Origin of the sequence: Rhodococcus sp. 05-2256-B1 (assembly GCF_002258465.1) — a bacterium.
Taxonomy (GTDB): domain Bacteria; phylum Actinomycetota; class Actinomycetes; order Mycobacteriales; family Mycobacteriaceae; genus Rhodococcoides; species Rhodococcoides fascians.
On the sequence record NZ_NOZA01000031.1, the window covers coordinates 234,474 to 259,909 of the forward strand.

At 65.3% G+C, this 25,436-nt stretch carries 24 protein-coding genes and 2 tRNA genes; 10 read left to right on the forward strand and 16 right to left on the reverse strand.

Annotated features, from left to right (window positions below):
• Positions 1-25: 25 nt before the first annotated feature.
• Positions 26-820: an enoyl-CoA hydratase/isomerase family protein gene (locus CH285_RS21100; protein WP_255032474.1), complete on the forward strand. Its 795-nt coding sequence runs from the start codon at positions 26-28 to the stop codon at positions 818-820.
• A 5-nt stretch (positions 821-825) separates the two neighbouring features.
• Here CH285_RS21100 and CH285_RS21105 read toward each other — a convergent pair whose 3' ends face one another.
• Genes CH285_RS21105 through CH285_RS21115 form a run of 3 tightly spaced genes read right to left on the reverse strand, consistent with a single transcriptional unit; the run spans position 826 to position 3,037 of the window.
• Entirely contained in the window at positions 826-1,518 is a 693-nt protein-coding gene (locus CH285_RS21105; RefSeq protein WP_027496664.1) for a uracil-DNA glycosylase, read from the reverse strand.
• The gene (locus tag CH285_RS21110) at positions 1,515-2,039 is read right to left on the reverse strand and encodes a gamma carbonic anhydrase family protein (protein WP_032366386.1); all 525 of its coding nucleotides are present in this window, start codon (positions 2,037-2,039) and stop codon (positions 1,515-1,517) included. The genes CH285_RS21105 and CH285_RS21110 overlap by 4 nt, the downstream gene beginning before the upstream one ends.
• 38 nt (positions 2,040-2,077) lie before the next feature.
• Complete coding sequence (locus CH285_RS21115) at positions 2,078-3,037, reverse strand: thiamine-phosphate kinase (protein WP_371831403.1); 960 nt, start codon at positions 3,035-3,037, stop codon at positions 2,078-2,080.
• Positions 3,038-3,270: 233 nt separating this feature from the next.
• Between CH285_RS21115 and CH285_RS21120 the strand changes: the two genes are divergently transcribed.
• Positions 3,271-3,519: an Lrp/AsnC ligand binding domain-containing protein gene (locus tag CH285_RS21120; protein ID WP_032366384.1), complete on the forward strand. Its 249-nt coding sequence runs from the start codon at positions 3,271-3,273 to the stop codon at positions 3,517-3,519.
• A 3-nt stretch (positions 3,520-3,522) separates the two neighbouring features.
• A complete protein-coding gene (locus tag CH285_RS21125) occupies positions 3,523-4,161 on the forward strand; it encodes a DUF3515 domain-containing protein (protein ID WP_094643038.1) in 639 nt (212 codons plus the stop codon).
• A 7-nt stretch (positions 4,162-4,168) separates the two neighbouring features.
• Here the strand turns inward: CH285_RS21125 and CH285_RS21130 are convergent, their stop codons facing one another.
• Together CH285_RS21130 and CH285_RS21135 are read right to left on the reverse strand one after the other, a co-directional pair.
• Positions 4,169-5,275 (reverse strand): D-alanine--D-alanine ligase family protein, encoded by a 1,107-nt coding sequence (locus CH285_RS21130; protein WP_027496660.1) that lies wholly within the window; start codon positions 5,273-5,275, stop codon positions 4,169-4,171.
• A gap of 73 nt (positions 5,276-5,348) precedes the next feature.
• Positions 5,349-6,347: an NAD(P)H-dependent glycerol-3-phosphate dehydrogenase gene (locus tag CH285_RS21135; RefSeq protein WP_027496659.1), complete on the reverse strand. Its 999-nt coding sequence runs from the start codon at positions 6,345-6,347 to the stop codon at positions 5,349-5,351.
• A 119-nt stretch (positions 6,348-6,466) separates the two neighbouring features.
• Between CH285_RS21135 and cofC the strand changes: the two genes are divergently transcribed.
• The 3 genes from cofC (at position 6,467) to CH285_RS21150 (ending at position 10,489) form a co-directional block, all read left to right on the forward strand.
• On the forward strand, positions 6,467-7,246 hold the full coding sequence (gene cofC / locus CH285_RS21140; RefSeq protein ID WP_082079224.1) for a 2-phospho-L-lactate guanylyltransferase: 780 nt from the start codon (positions 6,467-6,469) through the stop codon (positions 7,244-7,246).
• 187 nt (positions 7,247-7,433) lie between these two features.
• Complete coding sequence (locus CH285_RS21145; protein ID WP_228139401.1) at positions 7,434-9,554, forward strand: RNA degradosome polyphosphate kinase; 2,121 nt, start codon at positions 7,434-7,436, stop codon at positions 9,552-9,554.
• Positions 9,554-10,489, forward strand: coding sequence for an NUDIX hydrolase (locus CH285_RS21150; RefSeq protein ID WP_032390087.1), 936 nt, complete (start codon positions 9,554-9,556; stop codon positions 10,487-10,489). The genes CH285_RS21145 and CH285_RS21150 overlap by 1 nt, the downstream gene beginning before the upstream one ends.
• Before the next feature lie 112 nt (positions 10,490-10,601).
• On the opposite strand, the gene CH285_RS21155 is transcribed toward CH285_RS21150, so the two are convergent.
• The 3 genes from CH285_RS21155 to leuC all read right to left on the reverse strand — a co-directional run bounded on the left by CH285_RS21155 (position 10,602) and on the right by leuC (position 13,566).
• Positions 10,602-11,297, reverse strand: coding sequence for an HU family DNA-binding protein (locus tag CH285_RS21155; RefSeq protein WP_027496655.1), 696 nt, complete (start codon positions 11,295-11,297; stop codon positions 10,602-10,604).
• A 149-nt stretch (positions 11,298-11,446) separates the two neighbouring features.
• Positions 11,447-12,064 carry a 3-isopropylmalate dehydratase small subunit gene (leuD, locus tag CH285_RS21160; RefSeq protein WP_032366380.1) on the reverse strand — a complete coding sequence of 206 codons (618 nt, stop codon included), beginning with the start codon at positions 12,062-12,064 and terminating at the stop codon, positions 11,447-11,449.
• Between the two features lie 47 nt (positions 12,065-12,111).
• Positions 12,112-13,566 carry a 3-isopropylmalate dehydratase large subunit gene (leuC, locus tag CH285_RS21165; protein WP_032366379.1) on the reverse strand — a complete coding sequence of 485 codons (1,455 nt, stop codon included), beginning with the start codon at positions 13,564-13,566 and terminating at the stop codon, positions 12,112-12,114.
• 145 nt (positions 13,567-13,711) lie between these two features.
• On the opposite strand from leuC, the gene CH285_RS21170 reads away from it, so the two are divergent.
• The gene (locus tag CH285_RS21170) at positions 13,712-14,440 is read left to right on the forward strand and encodes an IclR family transcriptional regulator (RefSeq protein ID WP_032366378.1); all 729 of its coding nucleotides are present in this window, start codon (positions 13,712-13,714) and stop codon (positions 14,438-14,440) included.
• 120 nt (positions 14,441-14,560) lie between these two features.
• Entirely contained in the window at positions 14,561-14,728 is a 168-nt protein-coding gene (locus CH285_RS28055; protein WP_158514274.1) for a DUF5302 domain-containing protein, read from the forward strand.
• A 91-nt stretch (positions 14,729-14,819) separates the two neighbouring features.
• Here CH285_RS28055 and CH285_RS21180 read toward each other — a convergent pair.
• Positions 14,820-14,892: transfer RNA gene (locus CH285_RS21180), tRNA-Glu, on the reverse strand.
• 99 nt (positions 14,893-14,991) lie between these two features.
• A tRNA-Gln gene (locus CH285_RS21185) sits at positions 14,992-15,063 on the reverse strand.
• A gap of 240 nt (positions 15,064-15,303) precedes the next feature.
• Here CH285_RS21185 and CH285_RS21190 point away from each other — a divergent pair.
• Positions 15,304-16,875 carry a bifunctional 3'-5' exonuclease/DNA polymerase gene (locus tag CH285_RS21190; protein ID WP_094643039.1) on the forward strand — a complete coding sequence of 524 codons (1,572 nt, stop codon included), beginning with the start codon at positions 15,304-15,306 and terminating at the stop codon, positions 16,873-16,875.
• Here the strand turns inward: CH285_RS21190 and CH285_RS21195 are convergent.
• The 3 genes from CH285_RS21195 to CH285_RS21205 are packed head-to-tail and all read right to left on the reverse strand — an operon-like array spanning position 16,827 to position 20,140.
• The gene (locus CH285_RS21195) at positions 16,827-17,837 is read right to left on the reverse strand and encodes a YihY/virulence factor BrkB family protein (RefSeq protein WP_032366375.1); all 1,011 of its coding nucleotides are present in this window, start codon (positions 17,835-17,837) and stop codon (positions 16,827-16,829) included. The two genes, CH285_RS21190 and CH285_RS21195, sit on opposite strands and share 49 nt — an antisense overlap.
• A 46-nt stretch (positions 17,838-17,883) precedes the next feature.
• Positions 17,884-19,359 carry a glutamate--tRNA ligase gene (gene gltX, locus CH285_RS21200; protein WP_032390085.1) on the reverse strand — a complete coding sequence of 492 codons (1,476 nt, stop codon included), beginning with the start codon at positions 19,357-19,359 and terminating at the stop codon, positions 17,884-17,886.
• A 7-nt stretch (positions 19,360-19,366) separates the two neighbouring features.
• On the reverse strand, positions 19,367-20,140 hold the full coding sequence (locus CH285_RS21205) for a fumarylacetoacetate hydrolase family protein (protein WP_027496648.1): 774 nt from the start codon (positions 20,138-20,140) through the stop codon (positions 19,367-19,369).
• A 132-nt stretch (positions 20,141-20,272) separates the two neighbouring features.
• Between CH285_RS21205 and CH285_RS21210 the strand changes: the two genes are divergently transcribed.
• Positions 20,273-21,508 carry an MFS transporter gene (locus CH285_RS21210; RefSeq protein WP_032390201.1) on the forward strand — a complete coding sequence of 412 codons (1,236 nt, stop codon included), beginning with the start codon at positions 20,273-20,275 and terminating at the stop codon, positions 21,506-21,508.
• Between the two features lie 83 nt (positions 21,509-21,591).
• Here the strand turns inward: CH285_RS21210 and CH285_RS21215 are convergent, their stop codons facing one another.
• The 3 genes from CH285_RS21215 to ilvC form a co-directional block, all read right to left on the reverse strand.
• Positions 21,592-22,602, reverse strand: coding sequence for a 3-isopropylmalate dehydrogenase (locus CH285_RS21215; RefSeq protein WP_032387210.1), 1,011 nt, complete (start codon positions 22,600-22,602; stop codon positions 21,592-21,594).
• 43 nt (positions 22,603-22,645) lie between these two features.
• Positions 22,646-24,241, reverse strand: a complete 1,596-nt coding sequence (gene serA, locus CH285_RS21220) for a phosphoglycerate dehydrogenase (protein WP_094643040.1) — start codon at positions 24,239-24,241, stop codon at positions 22,646-22,648.
• Between the two features lie 184 nt (positions 24,242-24,425).
• Positions 24,426-25,427, reverse strand: a complete 1,002-nt coding sequence (gene ilvC, locus CH285_RS21225; protein WP_170944858.1) for a ketol-acid reductoisomerase — start codon at positions 25,425-25,427, stop codon at positions 24,426-24,428.
• Between the last annotated feature and the right edge of the window lie 9 nt (positions 25,428-25,436).

A 25,436-nucleotide genomic window follows, 5' to 3' on the forward strand; every position in this document is an offset into this window, starting at 1 on the left:
TTGGACGTCCGATAGAGTGCCGAACGTGACTCATTCGGACAGCGAAAGCTCGAGCAAGGTCAGCATCAAAGACGGAGTGCTGCACATCGTCGTCGCCACCGAAGCGGGCGGTTCCTCTCTCGACCTGGACGGCATCACCTCGGGAACGCAGGCACTGCACGAGGTGAACACCGGTGCCACATCTGTAGGAAGCGTCCTGCTCATCGGCCGCGGGCCGAACTTCTGCGCCGGCGGCAACGTACGGGACTTCGCCGGTGCCGACGATCGCGGTGCCTTCGTCGGCTCGGTTGCCGATGCGTTCCACGCCTTCGTTCGCGAACTGGCAGCAGTGACGGTTCCCATCGTCGCTGGTGTACACGGCTGGGCGGCCGGCGCCGGCATGAGCCTGGTGTGTCTCACCGATATCGCCATCGGCGGACCGTCGACCAAGCTTCGACCGGCCTACCCCGCCATCGGGTTCACGCCGGACGGTGGCATGTCCTGGACCCTGCCCCGCATCGTCGGATCCGGCCACGCAATGGACATCCTGTTGAACGATTCGATTCTCAACGGTGAGGATGCGGTGCGTCTCGGAATCCTCAGCCGCCTCGTGGGCGACGACTTCGTCGACAGCGAGGCCGAACGACTGGCCCGAACCCTCGCCGTCGGCCCCACCTCGGCGTATCAGGGAATCAAGAAGCTGCTCGCGGCGTACGACACCGCAACTCTGGCAGAGCAATTGGATGCCGAGGCCGCCTCGATCTCGGCGGCCGCAGTCTCACCTGCAGGAGTGGAAGGCGTCGACGCATTCGTCGAGAAGCGTCGCCCCGATTTTTCCTGAGCCGGTCACAGCAACGTCCAGTCGATCGGTTCGTCTCCGCCCTCGACCAACAATTCGTTGGCGCGACTGAAGGGCTTGGATCCGAAGAATCCCCGTGATGCGGACAGCGGTGACGGATGGGCCGACTCGATGTACGGCACCGATCCCAGCATGGGTTTCAGCGTCGCCGCGTCACGGCCCCAGAGAATCGCCACCAGGCCAGGAGCCCGGGGATCCTCGGCTCTGGCAACAAGAGCACGAATTGCCTGCTCCGTCACCGCCTCCCAGCCCTTCTTGCGATGCGACGCCGCTGCGGACGGCTCGACCGTGAGCACTCGGTTGAGCAGCATCACACCCTGCTCCGCCCACGGCGTGAGATCACCGTTGCTGGGCGTCGGCAGACCGAGATCGTCCGAATATTCCTTGAAGATGTTGGCCAGACTGCGTGGAACGGGACGCACGTCGGGGGCGACCGAAAAGCTCAGCCCCACTGCATGACCCGGGGTCGGGTACGGGTCCTGGCCCACGATCAGCACCCGAACCCGGTCGAACGGGTACCGAAAAGCACGCAGAACGTTCTCACCGGCAGGGAGGTAGTGCTTTCCGGCGGCGAGCTCGGCTCGCAGAAAGTCGCCCATCGCAGCAACATTCGTCTCGACCGGAGCCAAGGCACGGGCCCAACCCGGATCTACGCTCTCGGCGAGCGGGCGGGCCGTCACCGGTCGATCCGGCGCAGCGCGTCGCGGTAGTACGCGGCGTTCGCGGAGTACATCTGCACGTTGATGTCCACGTGCCCCTCCGGAACCTCGAAGCCCTCACGGATTTTCGCGGGAACACCGAGCGCCATGCTGCGTTCGGGAACGACGAACTTGAACGGCACCACCGCACCCGCACCCACGATGGAACCGGCCCCGATCCTCGAGCCGTTGAGCACCACGGAACCCGATGCAATGAGGCAGTTGTCGCCGATGGTCGCACCCTCGACATGCGCGTTGTGACCGAGAACGCATCCGGCACCGATCACGGTCGCGTCGATGGGGGTGCAGTGGATGACGGTCCCGTCCTGGATGTTGGTGCCCGCACCGACGGAGATCGTGCCGTAATCGGCTCGGAGCACGGCCGTCGGCCACACCGACGATCCCGCCGCCAAGGTCACCGCTCCGATGACGACTGCATCGGGATGGACATAGGCGTCCGGGTGAATATCGGGTTCGCGGTCGCCGAGCGCGTAGATAGCCATCCTTGCAACTTAGCCGACTCCATGGACCCGGTCGGAGCTCACTCTCGGTCGAAGCTCGACCAACCGGATCTGCCCACGCGGTGGTGCCCGGCGACAGTGACGCCACCGTCGGTTGCATTCGACGCCGGCTCGACGCGGCCGATCACGATCCACCCCGTCGGAACGGTAGCGAGGCCGGGGAACGTGCCGACGAGAGCATGATCCTCGCCGCCGGTGAGTACCCACTCGAGGGGATCTGCCCCCAACAGCTCTGCAGCCGAACGGACTTCGTCGGCGATCGGAAGACGCTCCGGTTCCAGAACCATCGATACGCCGGATGCGTCGGCGATATGCCCCAGGTCGGCCGACAACCCGTCGGACACATCGGTGAGTGATGTCGCGCCTGCCTCGGCGGCCTCGATTCCGGCACGGTACGGCGGGGCGGGCACGCGGTGTGCATCGAGAACCGCGTCGTGCCCGGAGCGATCGCCGCCTGCGAGCAACAGAGCGAGTCCGGCCGCGGACCACCCGAGCCGCCCCGCGAACGCGATCACATCACCGACCTGCGCACCCGATCGCAGTACGGGAGCCCTGCCCTGTAGGTCACCGAGCGCAGTGATCGAGATCACCAGCTGATCCGATTGCACCACATCACCGCCGACGATCGCCGAACCCGCAGCCGACGCCTCGCGCCACATGCCCTCGTTCAGACCGTCCGTCACGCTCACCGGTGTGTCCGCCGGGCAGCCGAGAGCAACCAGGAATGCCGAGCACTGCCCACCCATCGCGGCGATGTCTGCCCCGTTCTGCGCGATCGCCTTCCGGCCGATCTCCACTGGAGTCGACCAATCGAGCCGAAAGTGCCTGCCGTGCACCAACATATCTGTCGTGGCGGCCACCCTGCCGTCGGATGCACTGACGACGGCAGCGTCGTCGCCGGGGCCGACGATGGTCGACGTCGGTTGCACTCGATCGGCGACGGCCCGGGCGATGACGTCGAACTCGCCGATCTGGGCCACCGTCGGTTCGGCGGCGGTGGTCCCCGAAGGGCCGGTGTCGTCGATGATGTTCCTCCCTCAGAGCGCAATTCGGACGTCGGTCTCCCGCGAAACCGGCACCGCGCCTGCGGTACCTTTAGCGGTGCCCGGGCCCGGTCCGGCGCAGCCGGTTTCGTGCTGTGAGTACGCAACCGACTCAACGTACAGTCGACTCAACTTACAGTCGATCGTCCCAGCAAGGAAAGGGACCACCGATGGTGCAAGCCTTCGTTCTCGTTCAGACCGAAGTCGGCCGTGCCACGACCGTTGCGCGGCAGATCGAGTCGGTCGACGGCGTCGTATCCGCAGAAGCTGTGGTCGGACCCTACGACGTCATCGTCAGGGCCGACGGCGCATCCGACACCGAGATCGCGGACATCGTCTCCCGAATTCAGAAGGTCGATGCCATCACGCGCACCCTCACCTGTCCCGTCGCCCCGCAGTCGACCTCGACGGTTCGGTAGCGCATGAATTCTGCCGACCAGGACCACGACCACAACCACGACAAAGACAACGGCGACGACGCCGGCACCCGGTCCGAGAATGCAGCAGCGGCCGACGAGACCCGCGAGCAGCGCCACCCTGCGGTCATAGCCACCGCGATCGCCCTGCCGGTCGCGTTGGTGGTGGGAGTTCTCGTGGCCGCGATAGCGGTGAACAGCTCCCCCGCCCACGATCCGGTAGCGCTGGGGCCGGTCGACGCACCCGACGCCGCGAGCGCACAGTGCTCGACCCTCCTCGATGCGCTGCCCGACGAGCTGGGCGACTACAGCCGCGCCGACCTGGCCGACCCGGCACCTGTCGGAGTCCGAGCCTGGGTATCGGCCGAGGAGAACGCCGAGCCGGTCGTGCTTCGCTGCGGGCTGCCTCGCCCTATCGGATTCGATGTGGCTGCACCACTTCAGGTGATCGACGGCGTCCAGTGGTTCGAGGTGTCCGGCGAGAACGACGGCATCGACGCCAGCACGTGGTTCGTCGTCGATCGGGGCACGTACATCGCTCTCACCATTCCCGGCGACTCCGGCCCGACACCTCTGCAGGATGCCTCGTCAGCAGTGTCGGCAGCACTACCCCAGCAGCCCCTCGACCCGGCACCGTTGCAGTAGCGCCGGGTCAGCGCAGGCCGGTACCGCGTGCGAGAGCGGTGTCGATCAGGGTGCTGATCAGGGTCGAGTAGTCGATTCCGCTCTCGGCCCACATCTTGGGGTACATCGAGATCGACGTGAATCCGGGCATCGTGTTGATCTCGTTGATCACCGCGCCTTGCTCGGTGACGAAGAAGTCGACCCGCGCTAATCCTTGGCAGTCCAGTGCGCGGAAGGCCGAGACTGCGAGTTCGCGAATACGATCGCTGATGTCGTCGTCGAGTGCGGCAGGAATGTCGAATTCGCTGACATCGTCGAGGTACTTGGTGTCGAAGTCGTAGAAGGCGTGATCGTCGCTGTCCGCGTCGGGGAGCCGGATCTCGGCGATCGCGCTGGCGCGCACGCTGCCGTCGGGGAATTCGAGTACGCCGCATTCGACCTCGCGGCCGTGGATCATTCCTTCGACGATCACCTTGGGGTCGTGCTCGCGGGCAACGCCGATCGCCGACTGCAGGTGATCCCACGAGGTGATGCGCGAGATTCCGATCGACGATCCGCCTCGCGCGGGCTTGACGAAGGCAGGGAGACCGATGTGGTCGCGTTCGGCTTCGGTCAGGTCATCGGTGCCGCGTCGCAGCACGACCTGCCTGCCGATCGGTAGTCCGTCGGCTCCCAGAAGCTTCTTGGTGAACTCCTTGTCCATGCCTGCGGCACTGGCCAACACTCCGGGACCCACGTACGGGACACCGGCGAGTTCGAGCATTCCCTGCAGGGTGCCGTCCTCGCCGTACGGCCCGTGCAGCACCGGAAACACGACGTCGACCGCAGCCAGGACCTGTCCGGCGTCGCCCTCACCGAGAGCGATCAGCGCGCCTGCGCGTCCCGGATCGGTGCTCAGCGCGAGTGCGGCACCGGACTTGTCCACCGTCGGCAGTACTCGATCCCGAATCGTCAGCGCATCCGGATCACTGGAGCCGAGCACCCAGGCACCGTCGGGGGTGATCCCCACCGGGACAACCTCGTAGGTATCGGGGTCCAGATTCGCGAGCACGCTACCCGCCGAGACACAGGACACCGCGTGCTCACTGCTGCGGCCACCGAAGACGACGGCAACTTTGATTCGGGGAGTACTCACGGTGACAAACCGTACCGCCGTCTCCCCGCGAACGCGGATTCGCCCTGTTCGTGCACACGTCGCGAACGTGACCTCACTCGGGCTTGATTCGACGCCCCAGCAGGTGGCCCACCGCGTCCGGAACCGACATTCCCCCGTGACACACACGGTGCACGGCATCGGTCAACGGCATCTCGACGTCGTAGCTCTCGGCGAGCGCGCGCACCGACGTACAGGACTTCACGCCCTCGGCCACCTGCCCGTGCGCTGCTTCCTGCGCGCTCTCGAGGGAGCCGCCCGAACCGAGCCGCTCACCGAACGTACGGTTGCGCGAGAGCGGCGACGAGCAGGTGGCGACCAGATCTCCTACACCGGCGAGCCCGGACAGCGTCGACGGTGTGGCCCCGAGCGCGACTCCGAGCCGGATGATCTCGGCCAGGCCTCGGGTCATGATCGACGCGAGGGTGTTCTCGCCGTAGCCGACTCCGCTGGCCATTCCACAGGCGAGGGCGATGACGTTCTTGCACGCGCCACCGATCTCGGCACCGATGACGTCGGAGTTGGTGTACGGCCTGAAATATCCTGTGGCGCAAGCTTTTTGAATCTCAAGGGCTCGTTGCGAGTCGGAACACGCGATGACCGTCGCGGCCGGCTGCCCCTCGGCGATCGGGCGCGCCAGATTCGGCCCGGACAGGCAGGCCACCCGGCTGGGATCGGCCCCGGTCACCTGTGAAATCACCTGACTCATGCGCATGAGCGTTCCGGTCTCTATGCCCTTGGCCAGAGACAGCAGTGTCGCGTGCGGTGCGATCGCATCCGTCCACTCCCCCAGATTCGCGCGCAGACTCTGCGACGGCACCGCGAGCACCACGATGTCCGCGCCGTCGAGGGCGGTCGCCGGATCGCTCGTGGCGCGGATCGACGACGGCAGTTCGATTCCGGGGAGGTAGTCCGCGTTCTCGTGCCGTTCGCTGATCGAGGCAGCGAGTTCCTCTCGGCGCGCCCACATGGTGACATCGGTTCCGGCATCGGCCAACACTTTGGCGAATGCGGTACCCCACGACCCGGACCCCAGTACCGCTGCTCTGCTCATGCCGCCAACCTCTCACCTGCTCGCCGATGCCCTGCCTACGCGCGCATCACCCTAACGCGCAGACCTGCCCGGGCGGTCGGAGTCGGCAGACATCGGTGACGCTGGCAGGATCGAACACCATGGGCGCAATTCGAAGCAGCGACGACGACCGCGAGAGTCGGCCGTCCGATGCGCTGCGCCGCGCGGTCGGAGTCGTCATCGCGGTCAAGGACCTGACAGCGGCGAAGTCCCGTCTGGCGTCCGAGTTCTCCGGGGCCGACCGGACCCGATTGGTGCTCGCCATGTTCGTCGACACGGTCACCGCGGCCGGTTCGGTGTCGGTGGTCGATTCGGTCACCGTCGTCACACCCGATCCGGTCGTCGCCGACACCGCGCGACAAATCGGTGCCCGGGTGCTGGACGAACCGTCGGCTTCCGGCGCACGAGATCCCGAAGCCCGTCTCAATGCCGCATTCTCCGCTGCTGCGGCCGCACTGCGAGTCGATCACGCACCACGCGATCGCCACGGGAACCCCGGCGCGGCCCCGGCCGATCGGGTCGACATCGTTGCGCTGCAAGCGGATCTGCCTGCGCTGCGTCCCGCCGAACTCGCGCAGGCGTATGCGACGGCAATCTCCGGCGGCAGGTCGGTCGTGGTCGACCATCACGGCACCGGAACCGCAGCGCTGATCCTGAAGAATTCTGCCGACGAGCTCGCGCCGCTGTTCGGATCGGATTCCGCACGCCGCCACACCTTGTCGGGAGCGCGACCACTGGACGGCACGTGGCCGGGACTTCGACTCGACGTCGACACCGTCGACGACGTACGTCGGGCTCATCGACTCGGGGTCGGGCCGGAGACGACAGCCGTACTCCGCTCACTCGGTTGGAGCGACGAGGAATCCGCAACCACCGCGTGATTCGGTGAACGTGCGAACAAGTTCGGTCATCGGAGTTTCACCGACGGCGGGTATGGGGGATGATCGTGCTGTGAGCACAGACGACGCGCAGCCAGCGACCGAAGATCCGGCGATCGAGACCGCGGAGAGCAACGGTGCGGACAGCAACGGTGCGGAGCCGGTGTGGAGTGCCCCGGTGACCGCAACGATGCCGAGCATTCCCTCCGCCCTTCCTGCCGCCACTCCGGAATCGGTGGATGCTGCCATGGTGCTTCCCGAAAATCGGTACCTGAACCGGGAATTGAGCTGGCTGGATTTCAACTCCCGCGTTCTCGCGCTCGCAGAGGACTCGTCCCTGCCGCTACTCGAGCGTGCCAAGTTCCTGGCCATCTACGCGTCCAATCTGGACGAGTTCTACATGGTTCGTGTCGCAGGGCTCAAACGCCGCGACGAGACCGGACTGTCGGTTCGATCGGCCGATGGCATGACCCCGCGTGAGCAGCTCGCGGTCATCGGGCAGCGCACTCAGGAGCTCGCTCTCAAACACGCCCGAGTACTGCTCGATTCGATCCTGCCCGAGCTCACGGCCGAGGGCATCGCAATCATCCGGTGGTCCGATCTCGACAGCGACGAGCGTGCGCGTCTGTCCGACTATTTCACCGAACAGGTCTTCCCGGTTCTCACCCCGCTGGCAGTGGACCCGGCGCACCCCTTCCCGTACATCAGCGGCCTGAGCCTGAATCTCGCTGTGACGGTGAAGGATTACTCCACGACCGGCGAGCACTTCGCCCGCGTGAAGGTACCCGACAACGTCGACCGATTCGTGCGCGTCAAGCGCGGTGAGGGGAGCCATCGCATCGACGCCTTCCTGTCGATGGAGGAATTGATCTCGGCGCACCTCGACGTGTTGTTCCCCGGCATGGAGGTGGTCGAGAGCCACGCGTTCCGCATTACTCGCAACGCCGATTTCGAGGTCGAAGAGGACCGCGACGAGGATCTCCTGCAGGCACTCGAACGAGAGCTGGCGCGTAGGCGTTTCGGTTCTCCCGTCCGCCTCGAGATCGCCGACGACATGACCGAGCACATGCTCGAACTGTTGCTACGCGAACTCGACGTCGATCCGGGCGACGTCATTCAGGTTCCCGGTCTGCTCGATCTGTCGTGCCTGTGGCAGGTCTACAGCGTCGACCGCCCCAATCTCAAGGACGCTCCCTTCGTCCCGGCAACACATCCCGCGTTCGGTGAGCGCGAAACCCCGAAGAGCGTGTTCTCGACGCTGCGCGACGGCGACGTTCTGGTGCATCACCCGTACGACTCGTTCTCCACCAGCGTGCAGCGCTTCATCGAACAAGCTGCGGCCGATCCGCAGGTCCTCGCGATCAAGCAAACTCTGTACCGCACCTCGGGTGACTCGCCGATCGTCAACGCACTCGTCGACGCGGCCGGGGCCGGCAAGCAGGTGGTCGCCCTCGTCGAGATCAAGGCACGATTCGACGAGCAGGCGAACATCGAGTGGGCACGCAAGCTCGAAAAAGCCGGGGTGCACGTGGTCTACGGCCTCGTCGGGTTGAAGACTCACTGCAAGACCTGCCTCGTCGTCCGCCGAGAAGGATCGGTCATCCGCCGGTACTGCCATATCGGCACGGGCAACTACAACCCGAAGACGGCGCGTATCTACGAGGACGTCGGATTGCTCACGTCGTCGCCCGAAATCGGTGCGGACCTCACCGACCTGTTCAACTCGCTCACCGGATACTCGCGAAAGTCCAAGTACCGCAATCTCCTCGTGGCCCCGTACGGCGTGCGACGCGGCATCGTCGAGCGCATCGAAGCAGAAGTCGAGCACCTCAAGGCGGGCCGCGCAGCCGGAATTCGCCTCAAGGCCAACGCTCTTGTCGACGAGCAGGTGATCGACGCTCTCTACCGCGCATCGGTCGCCGGGGTCCCCGTCAAGGTGGTCGTACGCGGGATCTGCGCGCTCAAGCCGGGCGTACCGGGCCTGTCGGAGAACATCGAAGTTCGGTCCATTCTCGGTAGGTTCCTCGAACACTCACGGGTTCTGCATTTCCAGGGTGCCGACGAATTCTGGATCGGCAGCGCCGACATGATGCACCGAAACCTCGACCGGCGAGTGGAAGTGATGGCCCAGGTCAAGGATCCGAAGCTGACCAAGCAACTCGGTGACATCTTCGACTCGGCCCTCGACCCCACCACCCGCTGCTGGGAACTGGGGCCGGACGGTGGCTGGGTCGCGTCGCCTGCGCAAGGCGAAAGTGTCCGAGAACACCAGGTGGAATTGATGCGCAGCCGGAGGAATCAGGCGTCCTGATGGGCACTTCCGATGGCTCCCCCCGCGCCAACATCTTCGCGGCCGGATCGATTCTGTGGCGACGATCGCCGGAGAACGACTCGGTGGTGGAAGTAGCTCTGGTACACAGGCCGAAGTACGACGACTGGTCTTTTCCCAAGGGGAAGCTCGATCCCGGGGAGACAGCGGTCGACGCGGCTGTCCGAGAAGTCAAGGAGGAGACGGGTTTCGACTCGACTCTCGGACGGTCGCTGTCGTACGTCACCTACCCGATTCCTGGCCACCGTCGCATGAAGAAGGTGCTCTACTGGGCTGCCGAGGCAACCGGCGGAGAATTCGTCCCGAACGACGAAGTGGACGAACTCCGTTGGATCGCACCCGACAAGATCGGCGGCGAACTCTCGTATCCCATGGACCACAAGATTCTTCGACGATTCGTCGCCAAGCCGGCAGCTACGTCCACCGTGCTGCTGGTCCGGCACGGCAGTGCCGGCTCGCGGTCGCGATACAAGGGCAACGACGCCGATCGCCCCCTCGACAAGACCGGTAGACGTCAGGCCGAGGCACTCGTCTCACTATTGGGCGCGTTCGGCGGTGACTCGGTGTATGCAGCCGACCGCGTCCGGTGCGAACAGACGGTCGCGCCGTTTGCCGAATCGCTGGGCGTGCAGGTCGAACCGGAGCACCTGCTGTCCGAGGAGGGGTACGCCGAGGACCCCCGAAAGGGCCGCCACCGGGCTCGCGACATCGCCGAGACGATGGGTACACCGGTGATCTGCAGCCAAGGCAAGGTGATCCCCGATCTCATGCGATGGTGGGCCGACAAGGACGGCATCACGTTGCCTGCCAACAGGAATCGAAAAGGGAGCGTGTGGGTGCTCTCACGCCACGACGGTCGGCTCGTTGCGGCCGACCACATCGCCAGCCCGCTACCGAACCTGGTCGCCGACGACTGAGTTGCATCCGCGGATCACGAACACGGCAGAAGGCCCCGACCGAAATTTCGGTCGGGGCCTTCTGTGGAGTGCGAGAACGACCCGGTCCTGGATGACCGGTGCCGGTCGAGCGTTACTTCTTTGCAGCGCGCTTCGCGGGTGCCTTCTTGGCCGGAGCCTTCTTGGCGGGGGCCTTCTTGGCGACGGTCTTCTTGGCCGCTGTCTTGGCCGGAGCCTTCTTGGCAGGGGCCGTAGTGGTTGCGGCCTTGCGTGCGGTCGTCTTGGCCGGAGCCTTCTTGGCAGCAGCCGTCGTGGTCTTGCGTGCGGTTGTCTTTGCGGGAGCTGCCTTCTTGGCGGCGGTCTTTGCGGGAGCTGCCTTCTTGGCGGCAGTCTTGGCCGGAGCTGCCTTCTTGGCTGCCGCGGTGGTGGCCTTGCGGGCGGTCGTCTTCACCGCTGCCTTCTTGGCGGCGGTCTTCTTCGCTGCCGCAGTCTTCTTGGCCGGAGCTGCTGCCGAACCGCGCTTGACGGCAGGTCCGGTTGCGGGCAACTTCTGTCCACCGGCGATGACGGCCTTGAACTGCGCGCCCGGACGGAATGCCGGTACGTTGGTCGGCTTGACGCGAACGGTCTCGCCGGTGCGGGGGTTACGGGCGACACGCGCCGCGCGACGACGCTGCTCGAACACGCCGAAGCCCGTGATCGTGACACTTTCGCCGCGGTGGACCGCGCGCACGATGGTGTCGACGATGTTCTCGACAGCCTCTGTGGCGCTCCGCCTGTCAGACCCCAACTTCTCGGTCAGGGCGTCAATCAGCTCTGCCTTGTTCATGGATTTCCTCCGCTATATTGTGGCCCATCGTCGGACCGACTACTACAACGGTAAACCCCAAGTCGTCAAGAGTCTATGCGCCACGCCAATTTTCATTTCGGTGTCGCGGAATGCTTCACGGCCGCAAAGCGTGTCGGACCCCCCGTCCGTCAGCTTTTCGAAGGCTCCTCGATCCTTGCCGGAAGGGTGAGGGGTTTGTATGAAGGCCTTGACTTTTCGTACTCCGTAATGGCCTCTACCTGGCGTAATGTCAGTCCGATGTCGTCCAGACCCTCCAGCAGACGCCACCGCGTGTAGTCGTCAATCGCGAAGCGCACCACCAAGGTTCCAGCCGTGACCGTCTTGTCGACGAGGTCCACGACGAGCTCCAGACCGGGCTGTTCTTCTAAGGCTTTCCACAGCAATTCGACGTCCGATTGCTCCACCTCGGCCGCCACCAACCCGGCCTTGCCCATGTTTCCGCGGAAGATATCGGCGAATCTGGATGCGATGACGACCCTGAAACCGAAGTCCGACAGCGCCCAGACAGCGTGCTCGCGTGACGATCCCGTGCCGAAGTCCGGCCCGGCCACGAGAACCGATCCGCGGTCGTAGGGCGCGAGGTTCAAGATGAAGTTCGGATCGGACCGCCAACCGGCGAACAATCCGTCCTCGAATCCGGTGCGAGTCACGCGCTTGAGATAGACCGCCGGAATGATCTGGTCGGTGTCGACATTGGACCGCCGGAGCGGAACGCCGATGCCTTTGTGTCGAGTGAAAGCTTCCATCGAAATTTCTCCTGTGAGTTCGATCGATCCGGTCGGAGGGCTCGCTGCTACGCGAGATCCGCCGGAGAGGACAGGGTTCCGCGAACTGCAGTGGCCGCCGCAACCAGAGGCGACACGAGGTGAGTGCGACCACCCTTGCCCTGACGCCCCTCGAAATTGCGGTTGGACGTGGACGCCGAACGCTCTCCCGAGGTGAGCTGATCGGGGTTCATTCCCAGACACATCGAGCAGCCGGCCTGCCGCCACTCGGCCCCTGCTGCGGTGAAGATCTCACCGAGTCCTTCCTCTTCGGCCTGCGCGCGCACCCGCATCGACCCGGGTACCACCAGCATTCGCACGCCGTCTGCGACGCGGCGGCCCTCGAGGACGGACGCCACCGCACGCAGATCCTCGATGCGGCCGTTCGTGCAGGAGCCGACGAACACGGTGTCGACGGAGATCTCGCGGATCGGTGTACCGGCTTCGAGACCCATGTACTGCAAGGCCTTCTGGGCCGATACGCGCTCGCCCTCGTCGAGCATTGCCTCGGGATCGGGCACGGCATCTCCCAACGGAGCACCTTGACCCGGGTTCGTTCCCCAGGTGACGAACGGCGTCAGAGTGCTCGCATCGATGTGTACCTCGTTGTCGAACACCGCATCCGGGTCGGTTGCCAGTTCGTTCCAGGCGGCCACCGCCGCATCCCACTCCGCCCCCTGGGGCGCATGCGGCCGTCCCTTCAGGTATTCGTACGTGATCTCGTCGGGTGCGATCATGCCCGCGCGCGCCCCGGCCTCGATCGACATGTTGCAGATGGTCATTCGGGCTTCCATCGACAACTTGCGGATGGCCTCACCGCGATATTCGAGCACGTATCCCTGACCGCCGCCGGTGCCGATCTTGGCGATCACCGCGAGAATCAGATCCTTGCTCGTCACACCGGGAGCCAGTTCTCCGTCGACGGTGATGGCCATGGTCTTGAACGGTCGCAGAGACAGAGTCTGGGTGGCCATCACATGCTCGACCTCGCTGGTGCCGATTCCCATTGCGATCGAACCGAATGCACCGTGCGTCGAGGTGTGGCTGTCTCCGCACACGATGGTCATACCCGGCTGGGTCAGACCGAGCTGCGGGCCGATGATGTGGACGATGCCCTGATCGAGATCTCCCATCGGGTACAACCGAACTCCGAATTCCTCGCAGTTGCGGCGCAGAGTATCGACCTGGGTGCGTGAGACGAGATCGGCAATCGGCGCGAAGATGTCGGCCGTCGGGACGTTGTGGTCCTCCGTTGCGATCGTCAGGTCTGGGCGACGAAGCTCGCGGCCGGCCAAACGCAGACCGTCGAATGCCTGGGGGCTGGTGACCTCGTGTACGAGGTGCAGATCGATGTAGATCAGATCCGGCTCACGTGCACCGCCTTCTCCCCCACCGGGGACGACCACATGTTGGTCCCACACCTTCTCCGCCAGCGTCTTCGGCGCTTGTGCTACGGACGCATCGGATTTCGTCGTTTCGGACATCGCTGTCGCAGACCTCGTCTTCCCTGTCGTCGCGCCGGCGGACGGGCTGGTCCACCTCGCGTGATCGTCTCGACATCGTCCCCCGCGGCACGCTGGACTTCTCGCGGTTGTGCAATCTCAGCATCCGGGAGGCTAATATCGTTCTATGAGACAGCATAGCCTGAGCGGCGCCGTCGACAAATCGAGCGGTATCGGTGTCCTCGACAAGGCCATGGCCGTGTTGCATGCAGTGGCCGAGACACCCTGCACTCTCAACGACCTGTGTGCCCGCACAGCGCTCCCCCGCGCCACTGCGCATCGGCTCGCGGTCGGACTCGAAACCCACCGCCTCCTCGTGCGCGATTCCGACGGATTGTGGCGCACCGGTCCGGGGCTGGGGGAATTGGCGGCGAGCGCGTCGGATGCGCTGCTCGACGCCGCAGCATCGGTACTGCCTCGGCTTCGCGAAATCACCGGAGAGAGCGTGCAGATCTACCGCCGCGAGGGGACCGTTCGCGTCTGTGTCGCATCCATGGAGCCCCCGACCGGTCTCCGAGATACCGTGCTCGTCGGGGCCCGGCTACCCATGACAGCCGGCTCCGGTGCGAAAGTTCTTCTGGCGTGGGCAGATTCGCAGACTCAACGCACAGTGCTGCCGGACGCCGAATTCGGCGAACGGGTGCTGCTGGAGATCCGCAGGCGAGGGTGGGCGCAGAGCGCGGGTGAACGTGAGCCGGGGGTCGCGAGCGTCTCGGCTCCCGTTCGCGACAGCAACGACACTGTCGTGGCGGCGATCTCGGTGTCCGGCCCGATCGACCGCATCGGACGCAAGCCGGGCGCACGCTGGGCAGCAGACCTGCTCGCCGCCGCCGACGCGCTGCACAAGCGCCTCTGACCGCCGACCCGAGGCCGATCGCGCGGCACTCACCAAAAACCGGCTGAAGAGGCCGAAGAAGTGGAGTACGTTCGTCTCGAACGGCCCACCCGGCCGGTCGCCGACTGCAAGGAGTGCCCCATGTCAGAATCCGGCAGCGAAGAGTTGAAGAAGAAGTTCCGCGAGGTTCTCGAACAGAAGAACAGCAAGTCGCACAATTCCGTCGACCACAAGGACGGTGGCCCCAAGGTGAACAATGCCCACGGTCCGGCCGATCACCAGAAGATGTTCCGCCGCAAGAGCGTCTGACGCGAAGCGACACCACCGCACGACAGCAACGACGGTCACACCGAAACGACAGCACCCCCTCGATCCGGAGATCGAGGGGGTGCTGTCTTCGTAGCCCCGACGGGATTCGAACCCGCGCTACCGCCTTGAAAGGGCGGCGTCCTAGGCCGCTAGACGACGGGGCCAGGAACTTCACCTGCATTGTTGACGCTGTATCGAACACGTGACGCTGAGGTAGCTTAACTGCCTCGGCATCGGCGGCAAAATCGCCGCTCACCTGCTCGCTGGGGTACCAGGACTCGAACCTAGAATGGCGGTACCAGAAACCGCTGTGTTGCCAATTACACCATACCCCAATGGACTTGAATCGAGGTACGCATCCGATCGATGTGCACTGCGTTTCGAGCCGGGATAGAGACTATCAAAGGTCACTACCCATTCTCCAAATCGGCTGCTCAGAGCCCTGATAACCGCCCTCGACCGCCCTCGAGGCCCGCTCGGACACCATCGCGTGACCGCAGAACCCGCGCATCGTCGGCCGCAGAGCATGCAGCAGACTTCTGTGTCGTGAGCGTTCTCGAACTTCGCAGACGCCGATGAAGGTGCTGCTCGTTCCCCAGGGCAACCGGGCCGTGCTGATCCGCCTCGACGAGGACGGCTCCCCGTCCGGCGGCAGTTCCGCTGCCGAGGAGGTGACCGACGATCTGGTGGGCTCCGTGGCCGCTGTCGAGCGAGAGCACGCTCCCCGTTGGGTGTGGGAGGACACGAGCCGCATCTACCCGCGACTGCTCGACGGAGGGGTGCGGGTCCGGCGCTGCCACGATCTCGCCCTCGTCGGTGCCATTCTGGCGATGCGAACGGGGCGCACCACGACACCGTCCACACCCGCAGACCTTCGACCCGGATTGTTCGACGCCGACCCGCATGCCGATCCGGTGGCAGTGCTCGCCGACTACCGCCGTCAGAGCGAGGAGATCGGTGATGATCGGGCGCTGCAGCTGTTGGCGGCCGCCGAGTCGGCCGGAGGTCTGGCCGCGGCGGAGATGACCTTCGACGGATTGCCGTTCTCGGCCGCTGCGCATCGGCGGCACCTCGACGCGACGCTCGGTGCGAGGCCGGACGACGGATCGACTCCTCCTGCGTTGGTGAAGCTCGAGAACGAGATCTCGTCGGTGTTCGGGCGCCGCGTGAACCCCGGTTCACCCGCGGAGGTGGTCGCCGCGTTCGCCCGCGCCGGTATCGAGCTCACATCCACTCGAGCACACGTGATCCGAGACATCGACCATCCTGCGGTGCCGCTGTTGCTTCGCCACCGAGATCTGTCGAAACTGCACAGCACCAACGGGTGGACGTGGCTGGACGCGTGGGTTCGCGCAGATCGTTTCCGGCCGGTCTACGTGCCAGGGGCCGTCGTCTCCGGCCGCTGGGCGAGCCGGGGCGGTGGGGGTCTGCAGATCCCGAAACCGCTGCGCGCCAGCGTGATCGCCGACTCGGGGTACACCTTCGTCGCCGCCGACGCCGGCCAGCTCGAGCCCCGCATTCTCGCCGCGATGTCGGGTGACCCACGCATGGTCGCCGCTGCGGGAACAGCGGATCTCTACGCCCCCGTCGCGGCCGAGTCGTTCGACGGTGATCGTGCGCACGCCAAGGTCGCTGTTCTCGGAGTGCTGTACGGCGCGACGTCGGGTGAGGCTCGTGCGTTGCTGACCCGCCTACGCGCCAGATTCCCCGACGCGGTGGCGGTCGTGGAAGAGGCGGCGCGGGCCGGTGAGCGGGGCGAGGTGGTCCGGTCGTGGCTGGGCCGAGCGTGCCCTCCCCCTACGCCGCAATGGTGGTCCACCGGTGACGCCCACGCGCGTGGCCGATTCACCCGCAACTTCGTGGTGCAGGCGACCGCAGCCGAATGGGCGCTGTGCCTGTTGGCAGATCTGCGCGGGCGATTGCGGGCGAGCAGAAGTGAGTTGGTGTTCTTTCAGCACGACGAAGTAGTGGTGCACTGTCCACTCGGAGACGCACCGTGGGTGTCCGAGGCCGTTGCGGCGGCGGCAGACTCGGCTACGCGTCTGATGTTCGGCGACACGGCGGTGCTCTTCCCGATGGAGACCAGGATCGACCGCTTCTACGGTGCCCCGGCTGCCGAGCCGGAGTTCGGGCCGGAGTCCGACTGAGCGCTCGGTGGGTCCTCGAACGTCACGTCTATTTCCTCGAACGCGGTACTGCGCTGTGCTTCTGCCTGTCCGGTGTAGGTGAGTTTGTCACCTTCGGTCAGGTCGACGTCGTCGGTGAACGGGGCCAGAAGGGCCCGCGGGAACAGCCTGTCGACACGAACCACGTTGATCTCGATGCAGATCACGATCGATACCGAGGTCACGTACAGAAAGGCCAACAGCCCGAGCACGACCGCAAAGACACCGTTCGTCACCGTCGCACTCGCGGCGACGTACTTCACGTACACACCGCCGAAGGTCTGCAGCAGCTGCCACGTCAGACCGGCCGCTATGGCTCCCGGGAGTACCTGTCCGATCGACACCGCTCGCACTGTGGCGAGCCGAAACGCCACGACGAACACCCCGACGTACAGCAGCGTTCCGATCACGAACACGACGAGACCGGATTCCGGGCCGAAATATCCTGCAGCACTGAGCACATTGAGTGCGGTGATCGCCAGTACCGCCAGACCCACGGTGCTCAGCAAACCCAATCCCCGCACTCGGGCTCGAATGGGATCGGGCCGAAGATTCTTCGGTACGGCCCATGCGGTGTTCATCGCGTTCTGCAACGCAACGGACACGCCGAGTCCGCCGTAGAGCGACCCGAGGATACCCACCGTCAGACCGACAGTGCCGCCACCTATCCGTTCGGGACGCCCCAGTTCTTCCCCGATCGCCGGGATCTGACCGAGTGCAGAGTTCAGGATCTGTTGTTGCAGCTCCGGGTTGCCCATCAACACGATGCCCAGAATCACGGAGAAGAGCAGCAGCGCAGGAAAGAGCGAGACGAATGCGTAGTACGTGATCAGCGCGGCCAGGTAACCACCCTGATCGTCGACGAACTTGTAGACCACCGCAATCGGAAATCCGAGAACCGGACGCCTGCGCTGCAGTCGATCCAGTCGGTCGGCGACGCTCATGTGCGAGAGTCTCCGACCGACCTCGACGGCCGACGTCGCACCGCCGTCACGCGATAAGGGTACGTGCGGCGGTCAGACGAGCGAGTGTCCTCTCGCGGCCGAGAAGTTCCATGGACTCGTACAGCGGCGGGCTGATGTGGGAGCCGGTGACTCCCACCCGAACCGGCGCGAAGGCCTTGCGGGGCTTGAGTTCCATCTTCTCGATGAGCGCGTCCTTGAGGGCGACTTCCAGCTCGGCTGTCGACCAATCCGTCACTGCGGTCAGTGCTTCGATGGCGGCGTCGAGTACCGGCGCCGCGTCTGCGCCGAGATTCTTGGCCGCCGCCGCAGGATCGATCTCGAACTCCGCGTCGTCGACGAAGAGGAACTTCAGCAGGCCCCACGCATCCGACAGCACGACGATGCGCGTCTGCACCAGATCCGCCGCGACAGCGAACATCTTCTCGTCGACCGGCTCGGCGAGATGCCCTCGAGCAACGAGGAACTCGCGTAACCGTGCCGCGAAGTCGTCTGCAGCCAACATCCTGATGTGCTCGGCGTTGATCGCGTCGGCCTTCTTCTGGTCGAAGCGCGCAGGGTTGGAATTGACCGACGAGATCTCGAACGCCGCCACCATCTCGTCGAGCGAGAACACGTCGTGATCGTCGGAGATGCCCCACCCGAGAAGCGCCAGGTAGTTCAGCAGCCCCTCCGGGACGAAGCCTCGGTCGCGGTGGATGAAGAGGTTCGATTCGGGGTCACGCTTGGACAGCTTCTTGTTGCCCTGGCCCATCACGAACGGCAGATGTCCGAACTCCGGGGTGCGGTCGGCCACACCGATTCGGATCAGGGCCTCGTACAGTGCGAGCTGTCGAGGCGTCGACGACAACAGGTCCTCGCCGCGCAGCACGTGCGTGATCTTCATCAGTGCGTCGTCGACCGGATTGACCAACGTGTACAGCGGAACTCCGTTGCCGCGAGTCAAGGCGAAGTCCGGTACGGTCCCCGCCTTGAACGTGGTCTCGCCGCGTACGAGGTCGTTCCACGTCAGATCGTGATCGGGCATGCGCAGCCGCACGACGGCCCCACGTCCCTCGTCGAGGAATCCCTGCCGCTGCTCCGGCGTCAGGTCGCGGTCGAAGTTGTCGTAGCCGAGCTTGGGGTCACGCCCGGCGGCCTTGTGCCTCGCTTCGACTTCCTCGGGCGTCGAGAACGACTCGTAGGCTTCGCCGGCATCGAGCAGTTGCTGTACGACAGCCACATGCTGGTCGCGTCGCTGGGACTGGCGGTAGGGCTCGTAGGGACCGCCCACCTCGGGGCCCTCGTCCCAATCCAGACCGAGCCATCGCAGCGCGTCGAGCAACGCTGCGTAGGACTCCTCGGAATCGCGAGCGGCGTCGGTGTCCTCGATCCGAAAGACGAAGGTGCCGCCGTGATGTCGCGCGAACGCCCAGTTGAACAGGGCGGTGCGGACCAGACCGACGTGCGGTGTGCCGGTGGGCGACGGGCAGAACCGAACGCGGACATCTGCTGCTGTGGTCATCGTTGTCCTACTTCTTCGCTGCGACTGGGTTGGTCAAGGTTCCGATTCCCTCGACGGTGATCGACACACTGTCTCCGTCGGTGATGGGGCCGACACCCTCGGGCGTTCCGGTCAGAATGACGTCTCCGGGCAGCAGGGTCATCACTGCGGACACCCACTCGATGATCTTCGGAATATCGTGCAGTAGAAGCGAAGTACGACTCTGCTGCTTGACGACGCCGTCGACCTCGGTCTTGATTTCGAGGTCGGAAGGATCGAGGGATGTCTCGATCCACGGCCCGAGGGGGCAGAACGTGTCGTGCCCCTTCGCCCGGGTCCATTGCCCGTCGTGCTTCTGATGGTCGCGTGCCGAGACGTCGTTGGCGACGGTGTATCCGAGCACCACGTCGTACGCCTTGGAGGCGGGCACGTCCTTGCACGGACGACCGATCACGATGGCGAGTTCGCCTTCGTAGTGCACCTCGTTCGACGACGGAGGCAGCACGATGGCCGCACCCGGACCGACGATGGAGGTGTTCGGCTTGATGAAAATGACGGGAGTCTCCGGTGCTTCACCACCCATCTCGGCGGCGTGCGCGGCGTAGTTCTTACCGATGGCGATCACCTTGCTGGCGAGGATCGGTGCGAGTAGTCGCACGTCGGCCAGTGGCCACGATCGACCCGTGAACGTCGGTGTGCCGAAAGGATGTTCGGCAATTTCCTTCGCCGTCCGGGCATCCCCCTCACCTTCGATACTCACGAATGCCACACCATCAGGACTTGCAATTCGACCGAGACGCATGTCGAAAGTCTATCGACCGCCGTTCTCCGCACGCCGATGCCGTCCGGTCCGTCGATCTTTCGCCGGTGTAATGTTTCGATCTGTATCCAGATAGCAAGATTGTGTGTTCACATAGTGAGACGAGAGGCCGGAATGAGCGCCACGAAGCAGCTGTCCAGTATCGGCGAGACGCGACGGTGGTTCATGCTCGTGCTCGGGATGCTCGCGCAGACTGCCGGTGCCGTCTTCATCAACGGTGCTGCATTTCTCATTCCCGCCCTGCACGACGACCGGGGACTCGGACTTGCGACCGCAGGATTCGTGGTTGCGATGCCGACCGTGGGCATCATGCTGACCCTCATCGCATGGGGCGTGCTCGTCGACCGCATCGGCGAACGTCTCGTTCTCGTGATCGGGCTCGGGCTCACCGCTGCCGCGAGCCTGGCTGCTGTGGTCAGCACGTCCATTCCGGCGCTCGCCGCCCTGCTGTTGATCGGCGGTATGTCTGCGGCCAGCGCGAACAGCGCGAGCGGACGCGTCGTGGTGGGCTGGTTTCCGCCGCACCGTCGTGGGCTGGCCATGGGCATCAGACAGATGTCGGTTCCCCTCGGCGTGGCCGTCGCGGCACTGACCATCCCGCCTGTCGCGCGTGACCACGGCGTCGGCGCGGCCCTGCTCGTGCCCGCTGCCGTCTGCGCTGCGAGCGCTCTGCTGTGCCTGGCCGTGGTCGACCCTCCCCGTCCGAACCGCACCGATGCGGCGGCGCAGGGTCTGCTCGACAATCCGTACCGCAACAGCAGCCAACTGTGGCGCATTCACGCCACGTCCATCCTGTTGGTGGTGCCGCAGTACGTGGTGTGGACGTATGCGCTCGTGTGGCTGATGACCGACCGAGGGTGGACGGCCGCGGCCGCGGGTGTCCTCGTCACGCTGACCCAGATTCTCGGCGCACTGGGTCGGATGAGCGTGGGCGCGCTGTCCGATCGTGTCGGTAGCCGCATGCGGCCTTTGCGGTGGGTGGCCGTGACGGCCGCTGCCAGCATGCTCGGGCTCGGCATCGCCGACTGGTTCGACTCCCCCGCCGCCATCGTCCTGCTCGTCGTCGCGTCCGTCGCCACCGTTGCCCCGAACGGCCTCGCGTTCACTGCTGTCGCGGAAATCTCGGGACCGTATTGGAGCGGACGCGCTCTCGGGGTACAGAACACGAGTCAGTACGTGTTCGCCTCGGCTGTGCCGCCGGTGTTCGGGGCGATCGCGGCCATCAGCTTCCCCGTGGCGTTCCTGGTGTCGGCGGTCTTTCCCGCGCTCTCCGTACCGATCGTGCCCGACGATCCGGCACCCGAGCCCACGGACGAGACGTCCGACGCCGGTGCAGACCGCGCCGGCTGACGTGCCCAAGGGGTGACCTGCCCGTGATACACGACATGCCACGGTGGGCTGTCGGCCCACCGTGGCATGTCGTGGCGTGAGAGTTACAGGCGAGCGGCGATCCGAGCGCCGATCTCTTTCGTCGACGCGGTCGTGGTTCCCCGCTCGGCGAGATCCGCTGCGACAGCGGCTTCTACTCGCGCGGCCCCCGCCGCGTCGCCGAGATGATCGAGTAGCAAGGACACCGACAGGATGGCAGCGGTCGGATCGGCCTTCTGCTGTCCCGCGATGTCGGGCGCACTACCGTGCACCGGCTCGAACATGCTGGGGTTGGTACCGGTGGCGTCGATGTTTCCACTTGCGGCCAAACCGATTCCGCCGGTGACGGCAGCCGAGAGGTCGGTCACGATGTCGCCGAACAGATTGTCGGTCACGATCACGTCGAACCGGCCGGGATCGGTGACGAGGTGAATCATCGCGGCATCGATGTGCTGATACGCGACCTCGACGTCCGGGAAGTCCGCCGAGACTGCCTCGACCGTGCGGGCCCACAGGCTACCGGCGAACGTGAGCACGTTGGTCTTGTGCAACAGCGTCAGGTGCTTCTTGCGAGTCAGCGCCCGCTCGAAACCGTTGCGCACCACGCGCTCCACGCCGTAACGAGTGTTGACGCTGACCTCGGTGGCCACCTCGTGCGGTGTACCGACACGCAGTGCACCGCCGTTTCCGGTGTACGGACCCTCGGTACCCTCCCGAACGACGACGACGTCGATCTGCTTGTCCCCGGCCAGCGGACCGACCACGCCCGGGTACAACTTGGCCGGCCGCAGATTGATGTGGTGATCGAGCTCGAATCGCGCCCGCAGCAACAGCCCACGCTCGAGCACACCACTGGGCACCGACGGATCGCCGATGGCTCCCAACAGAATTGCGTCGTGCTCACGCAGTTCTGCCAACACCGAATCCGGCAGCAACTCTCCGGTGGCGTTGTAGCGCCGCGCCCCGAGGTCGTACTCGGTCTTCTCGGCTCCGGGTGCGACCACGTCGAGAACGGCAAGCGCTTCGGCGACGACCTCCGGTCCGATTCCGTCCCCGGCGATGACGGCCAGCTTCATTTCACTCCTCGTTGTTCGTGTCGGTCCGATCGGCTGCGAGCGATCAGGACAGGTCGACCAGCTCGATGGTGGAGGCACCCACAGCGGTGGCGATGCTCGCACTGAGCTCTGCCGGAACGTCCTTGTCGACGCGCAGCAGAATCGTTGCGCCGTCGCCCTCGGAGTCCTGGCTCAGTGCTGCGGCCTGGATGTCGATTCCGGCGTCGCCGAGCAGAGTGCCGATTCGACCCAGGCTTCCGGGCTGATCCGCGTAGTTGACGATGAGGTTCTTGCCCTCGGCACGGAGGTCGAAGTTGCGGCCGTTGATGTTGACGATCTTCTCGACCTGCGAGGTGCCCGTCAGAGTGCCGGCAACGTTGAGGACCGATCCGTCACCGTAGACGGCGCGAATGTCGACGACACTGCGGTGGTTCTCGCTCTCGGGAGCGGTGGTCACTTCTGCTGTGACACCGCGCTCCTCGGCGAGCGACGGAGCGTTGACGAACGTGACCGAATCCTCGATGACGGCCGAGAACAGTCCGCGCAACGCGGACAGTTTCAGGATCTGCACGTCCTCGCTCGCGAGTTCGCCGCGAACGTCCACCGACAACGAGGTGGGCAGCTCGTCGGACAGGGCTCCGAGCAGCACACCCTGCTTACGTACGATTTCGAGCCACGGCGATACCTCTTCGCCGACGGCCCCACCCTTGACGTTGACCGCGTCGGGCACGAATTCGCCTGCGATAGCCAGCAATACGGACTTGGCCACATCGGTGCCCGCTCGGTCCTGCGCTTCGGTGGTCGATGCCCCGAGGTGGGGAGTGACGACGACCTGCGGCAGCTCGAACAACGGGCTGTCGGTGCACGGCTCGGAGGCGTAGACGTCGATGCCCGCGGCGAACACGTGACCGGAGGTGATGGCGTCGGCCAGTGCCTGCTCGTCGACCAGTCCACCGCGTGCGGCGTTGACGACGATGACCCCGGGCTTGGTCTTGGCGAGGGCTTCCTTGCCGATGATGCCCTTGGTCTCCGGCGTCTTCGGCAGGTGCACCGAGAACATGTCGGCCCGCTCGAGCAGCTCGTCCAGGCTCACCAGTTCGATACCGAGCTGCGCCGCGCGCGCTGCCGAGACGTAGGGGTCGTACGCGATGATGTGGGTCTCGAACGCGGCCAGACGCTGCGCGAACAGCTGGCCGATACGGCCGAGTCCGACGACGCCGACGGTCTTGCCGAAGATCTCGACACCGTTGAACTTGCTGCGCTTCCACTCGTGCTGACGCAGGGTGGCGTCGGCAGCCGGAATCTGGCGCGCGGCCGCGAGAAGCAACGTCACCGCATGCTCGGCGGCCGTGTGGATGTTGGAGGTCGGTGCGTTGACGACGAGGACGCCGCGCTCGGTGGCTGCGGGCACGTCGACGTTGTCCAGGCCGACACCGGCGCGGGCGACGATCTTGAGGTTGGTCCCGGCAGCGAGCACCTCGGCGTCGACCGTGGTCGCGGACCGCACGAGAATGGCGTCGGCCTCGGGAACTGCAGCGAGCAACGCGGGGCGATCCGGACCGTCGACCCAGCGAACCTCGACGCCGTCGCCCAGTGCCTCGACGGTGGACGGCGCAAGTTTGTCGGCGATCAGAACGACAGGACGGCCTGGCTGGCTCACGTGAAAAACTCCCTATATCGGTTCGAGACGTGGTCGGAAAAATTCGGCGGGCTGTGCAGCACGAACAGTTTAGAGGTCCGAGACGTCACACGGTGACGCCACCGGACTCACGCACCGAAGGGCACCCCCGGCAATCCAGGGGTGCCCTTCGATCAGATTGCGTGACAACGCGATTCGATGAGAATCAGGCCGTCTCGGTGATCGGGCGGTCGACCCAGCTCATGAGGTCGCGCAGCTTCTTGCCGGTGACCTCGATGGGGTGCTCGGCGTTGGCCTTGCGCAGGCCTTCGAGCTCGGTGTTGCCGTTCTCGACGTTGGCGACGAGGCGACGGGTGAATTCGCCCGACTGGATGTCGGCCAGGATGGCCTTCATGCGCTCCTTGGTGCCTGCGTCGATGACGCGCGGTCCGGAGAGGTACCCACCGAACTCCGCGGTGTCGGACACCGAGTAGTTCATGCGGGCGATGCCGCCCTCGTACATGAGGTCGACGATGAGCTTGAGCTCGTGCAGCACCTCGAAGTACGCCATCTCGGGTGCGTAGCCGGCCTCGACCATGACCTCGAAGCCCGTCTTGACGAGTTCTTCGGTGCCGCCGCACAGCACGGCCTGCTCACCGAACAGGTCGGTCTCGGTCTCTTCCTTGAACGTGGTCTTGATGACGCCTGCGCGGGTGCCGCCGATGCCCTTGGCCCACGACAGCGCGAGGGCCTGGCCCTCACCCTTCGGGTCCTGGTCGATGGCGATGAGCGCGGGAACACCCTTGCCGTCGACGAACTGACGGCGCACGAGGTGGCCGGGGCCCTTGGGGGCAACCATGCCGACGGTCACGAACTCCGGAGCCTTGATCAGGTCGAAGTGAATGTTGAGGCCGTGGCCGAAGAACAGCGCGTCGCCGTCCTTCAGGTTGGGCTCGATCTCCTCGGAGAAGATCTTTGCCTGAGCGGTATCGGGTGCGAGCACCATGATCACGTCGGCCCACTCGGACACCTCCGCGGGAGTTCCGACCTTCAGGCCCTGCTCCTCTGCCTTGGCGCGGGACTTCGAGCCTGCCGCCAGGCCGATGCGAACATCGACGCCGGAGTCGCGCAGGCTGAGCGAGTGCGCGTGGCCCTGGCTTCCGTAGCCGATCACAGCGACCTTGCGGCCCTGGATGATCGACAGATCAGCATCGTCGTCGTAGAACATCTCGACTGC

Excerpts from the sequence above, each read along its gene's own strand:
- CH285_RS21110 (WP_032366386.1), bottom strand. The coding sequence starts at position 2,039 with ATGGCTATCTACGCGCTCGGCGACCGCGAACCCGATATTCACCCGGAC.
- CH285_RS21120 (WP_032366384.1), top strand. The coding sequence starts at position 3,271 with ATGGTGCAAGCCTTCGTTCTCGTTCAGACCGAAGTCGGCCGTGCCACG.
- CH285_RS21125 (WP_094643038.1), top strand. The coding sequence starts at position 3,523 with ATGAATTCTGCCGACCAGGACCACGACCACAACCACGACAAAGACAAC.
- CH285_RS21135 (WP_027496659.1), bottom strand. The coding sequence starts at position 6,347 with ATGAGCAGAGCAGCGGTACTGGGGTCCGGGTCGTGGGGTACCGCATTC.
- cofC (WP_082079224.1), top strand. The coding sequence starts at position 6,467 with ATGGGCGCAATTCGAAGCAGCGACGACGACCGCGAGAGTCGGCCGTCC.
- CH285_RS21145 (WP_228139401.1), top strand. The coding sequence starts at position 7,434 with ATGCCGAGCATTCCCTCCGCCCTTCCTGCCGCCACTCCGGAATCGGTG.
- CH285_RS21150 (WP_032390087.1), top strand. The coding sequence starts at position 9,554 with ATGGGCACTTCCGATGGCTCCCCCCGCGCCAACATCTTCGCGGCCGGA.
- CH285_RS21155 (WP_027496655.1), bottom strand. The coding sequence starts at position 11,297 with ATGAACAAGGCAGAGCTGATTGACGCCCTGACCGAGAAGTTGGGGTCT.
- leuD (WP_032366380.1), bottom strand. The coding sequence starts at position 12,064 with ATGGAAGCTTTCACTCGACACAAAGGCATCGGCGTTCCGCTCCGGCGG.
- leuC (WP_032366379.1), bottom strand. The coding sequence starts at position 13,566 with ATGTCCGAAACGACGAAATCCGATGCGTCCGTAGCACAAGCGCCGAAG.
- CH285_RS21170 (WP_032366378.1), top strand. The coding sequence starts at position 13,712 with ATGAGACAGCATAGCCTGAGCGGCGCCGTCGACAAATCGAGCGGTATC.
- CH285_RS28055 (WP_158514274.1), top strand. The coding sequence starts at position 14,561 with ATGTCAGAATCCGGCAGCGAAGAGTTGAAGAAGAAGTTCCGCGAGGTT.
- CH285_RS21190 (WP_094643039.1), top strand. The coding sequence starts at position 15,304 with ATGAAGGTGCTGCTCGTTCCCCAGGGCAACCGGGCCGTGCTGATCCGC.
- CH285_RS21195 (WP_032366375.1), bottom strand. The coding sequence starts at position 17,837 with ATGAGCGTCGCCGACCGACTGGATCGACTGCAGCGCAGGCGTCCGGTT.
- gltX (WP_032390085.1), bottom strand. The coding sequence starts at position 19,359 with ATGACCACAGCAGCAGATGTCCGCGTTCGGTTCTGCCCGTCGCCCACC.
- CH285_RS21205 (WP_027496648.1), bottom strand. The coding sequence starts at position 20,140 with ATGCGTCTCGGTCGAATTGCAAGTCCTGATGGTGTGGCATTCGTGAGT.
- CH285_RS21210 (WP_032390201.1), top strand. The coding sequence starts at position 20,273 with ATGAGCGCCACGAAGCAGCTGTCCAGTATCGGCGAGACGCGACGGTGG.
- CH285_RS21215 (WP_032387210.1), bottom strand. The coding sequence starts at position 22,602 with ATGAAGCTGGCCGTCATCGCCGGGGACGGAATCGGACCGGAGGTCGTC.
- ilvC (WP_170944858.1), bottom strand. The coding sequence starts at position 25,427 with ATGTTCTACGACGACGATGCTGATCTGTCGATCATCCAGGGCCGCAAG.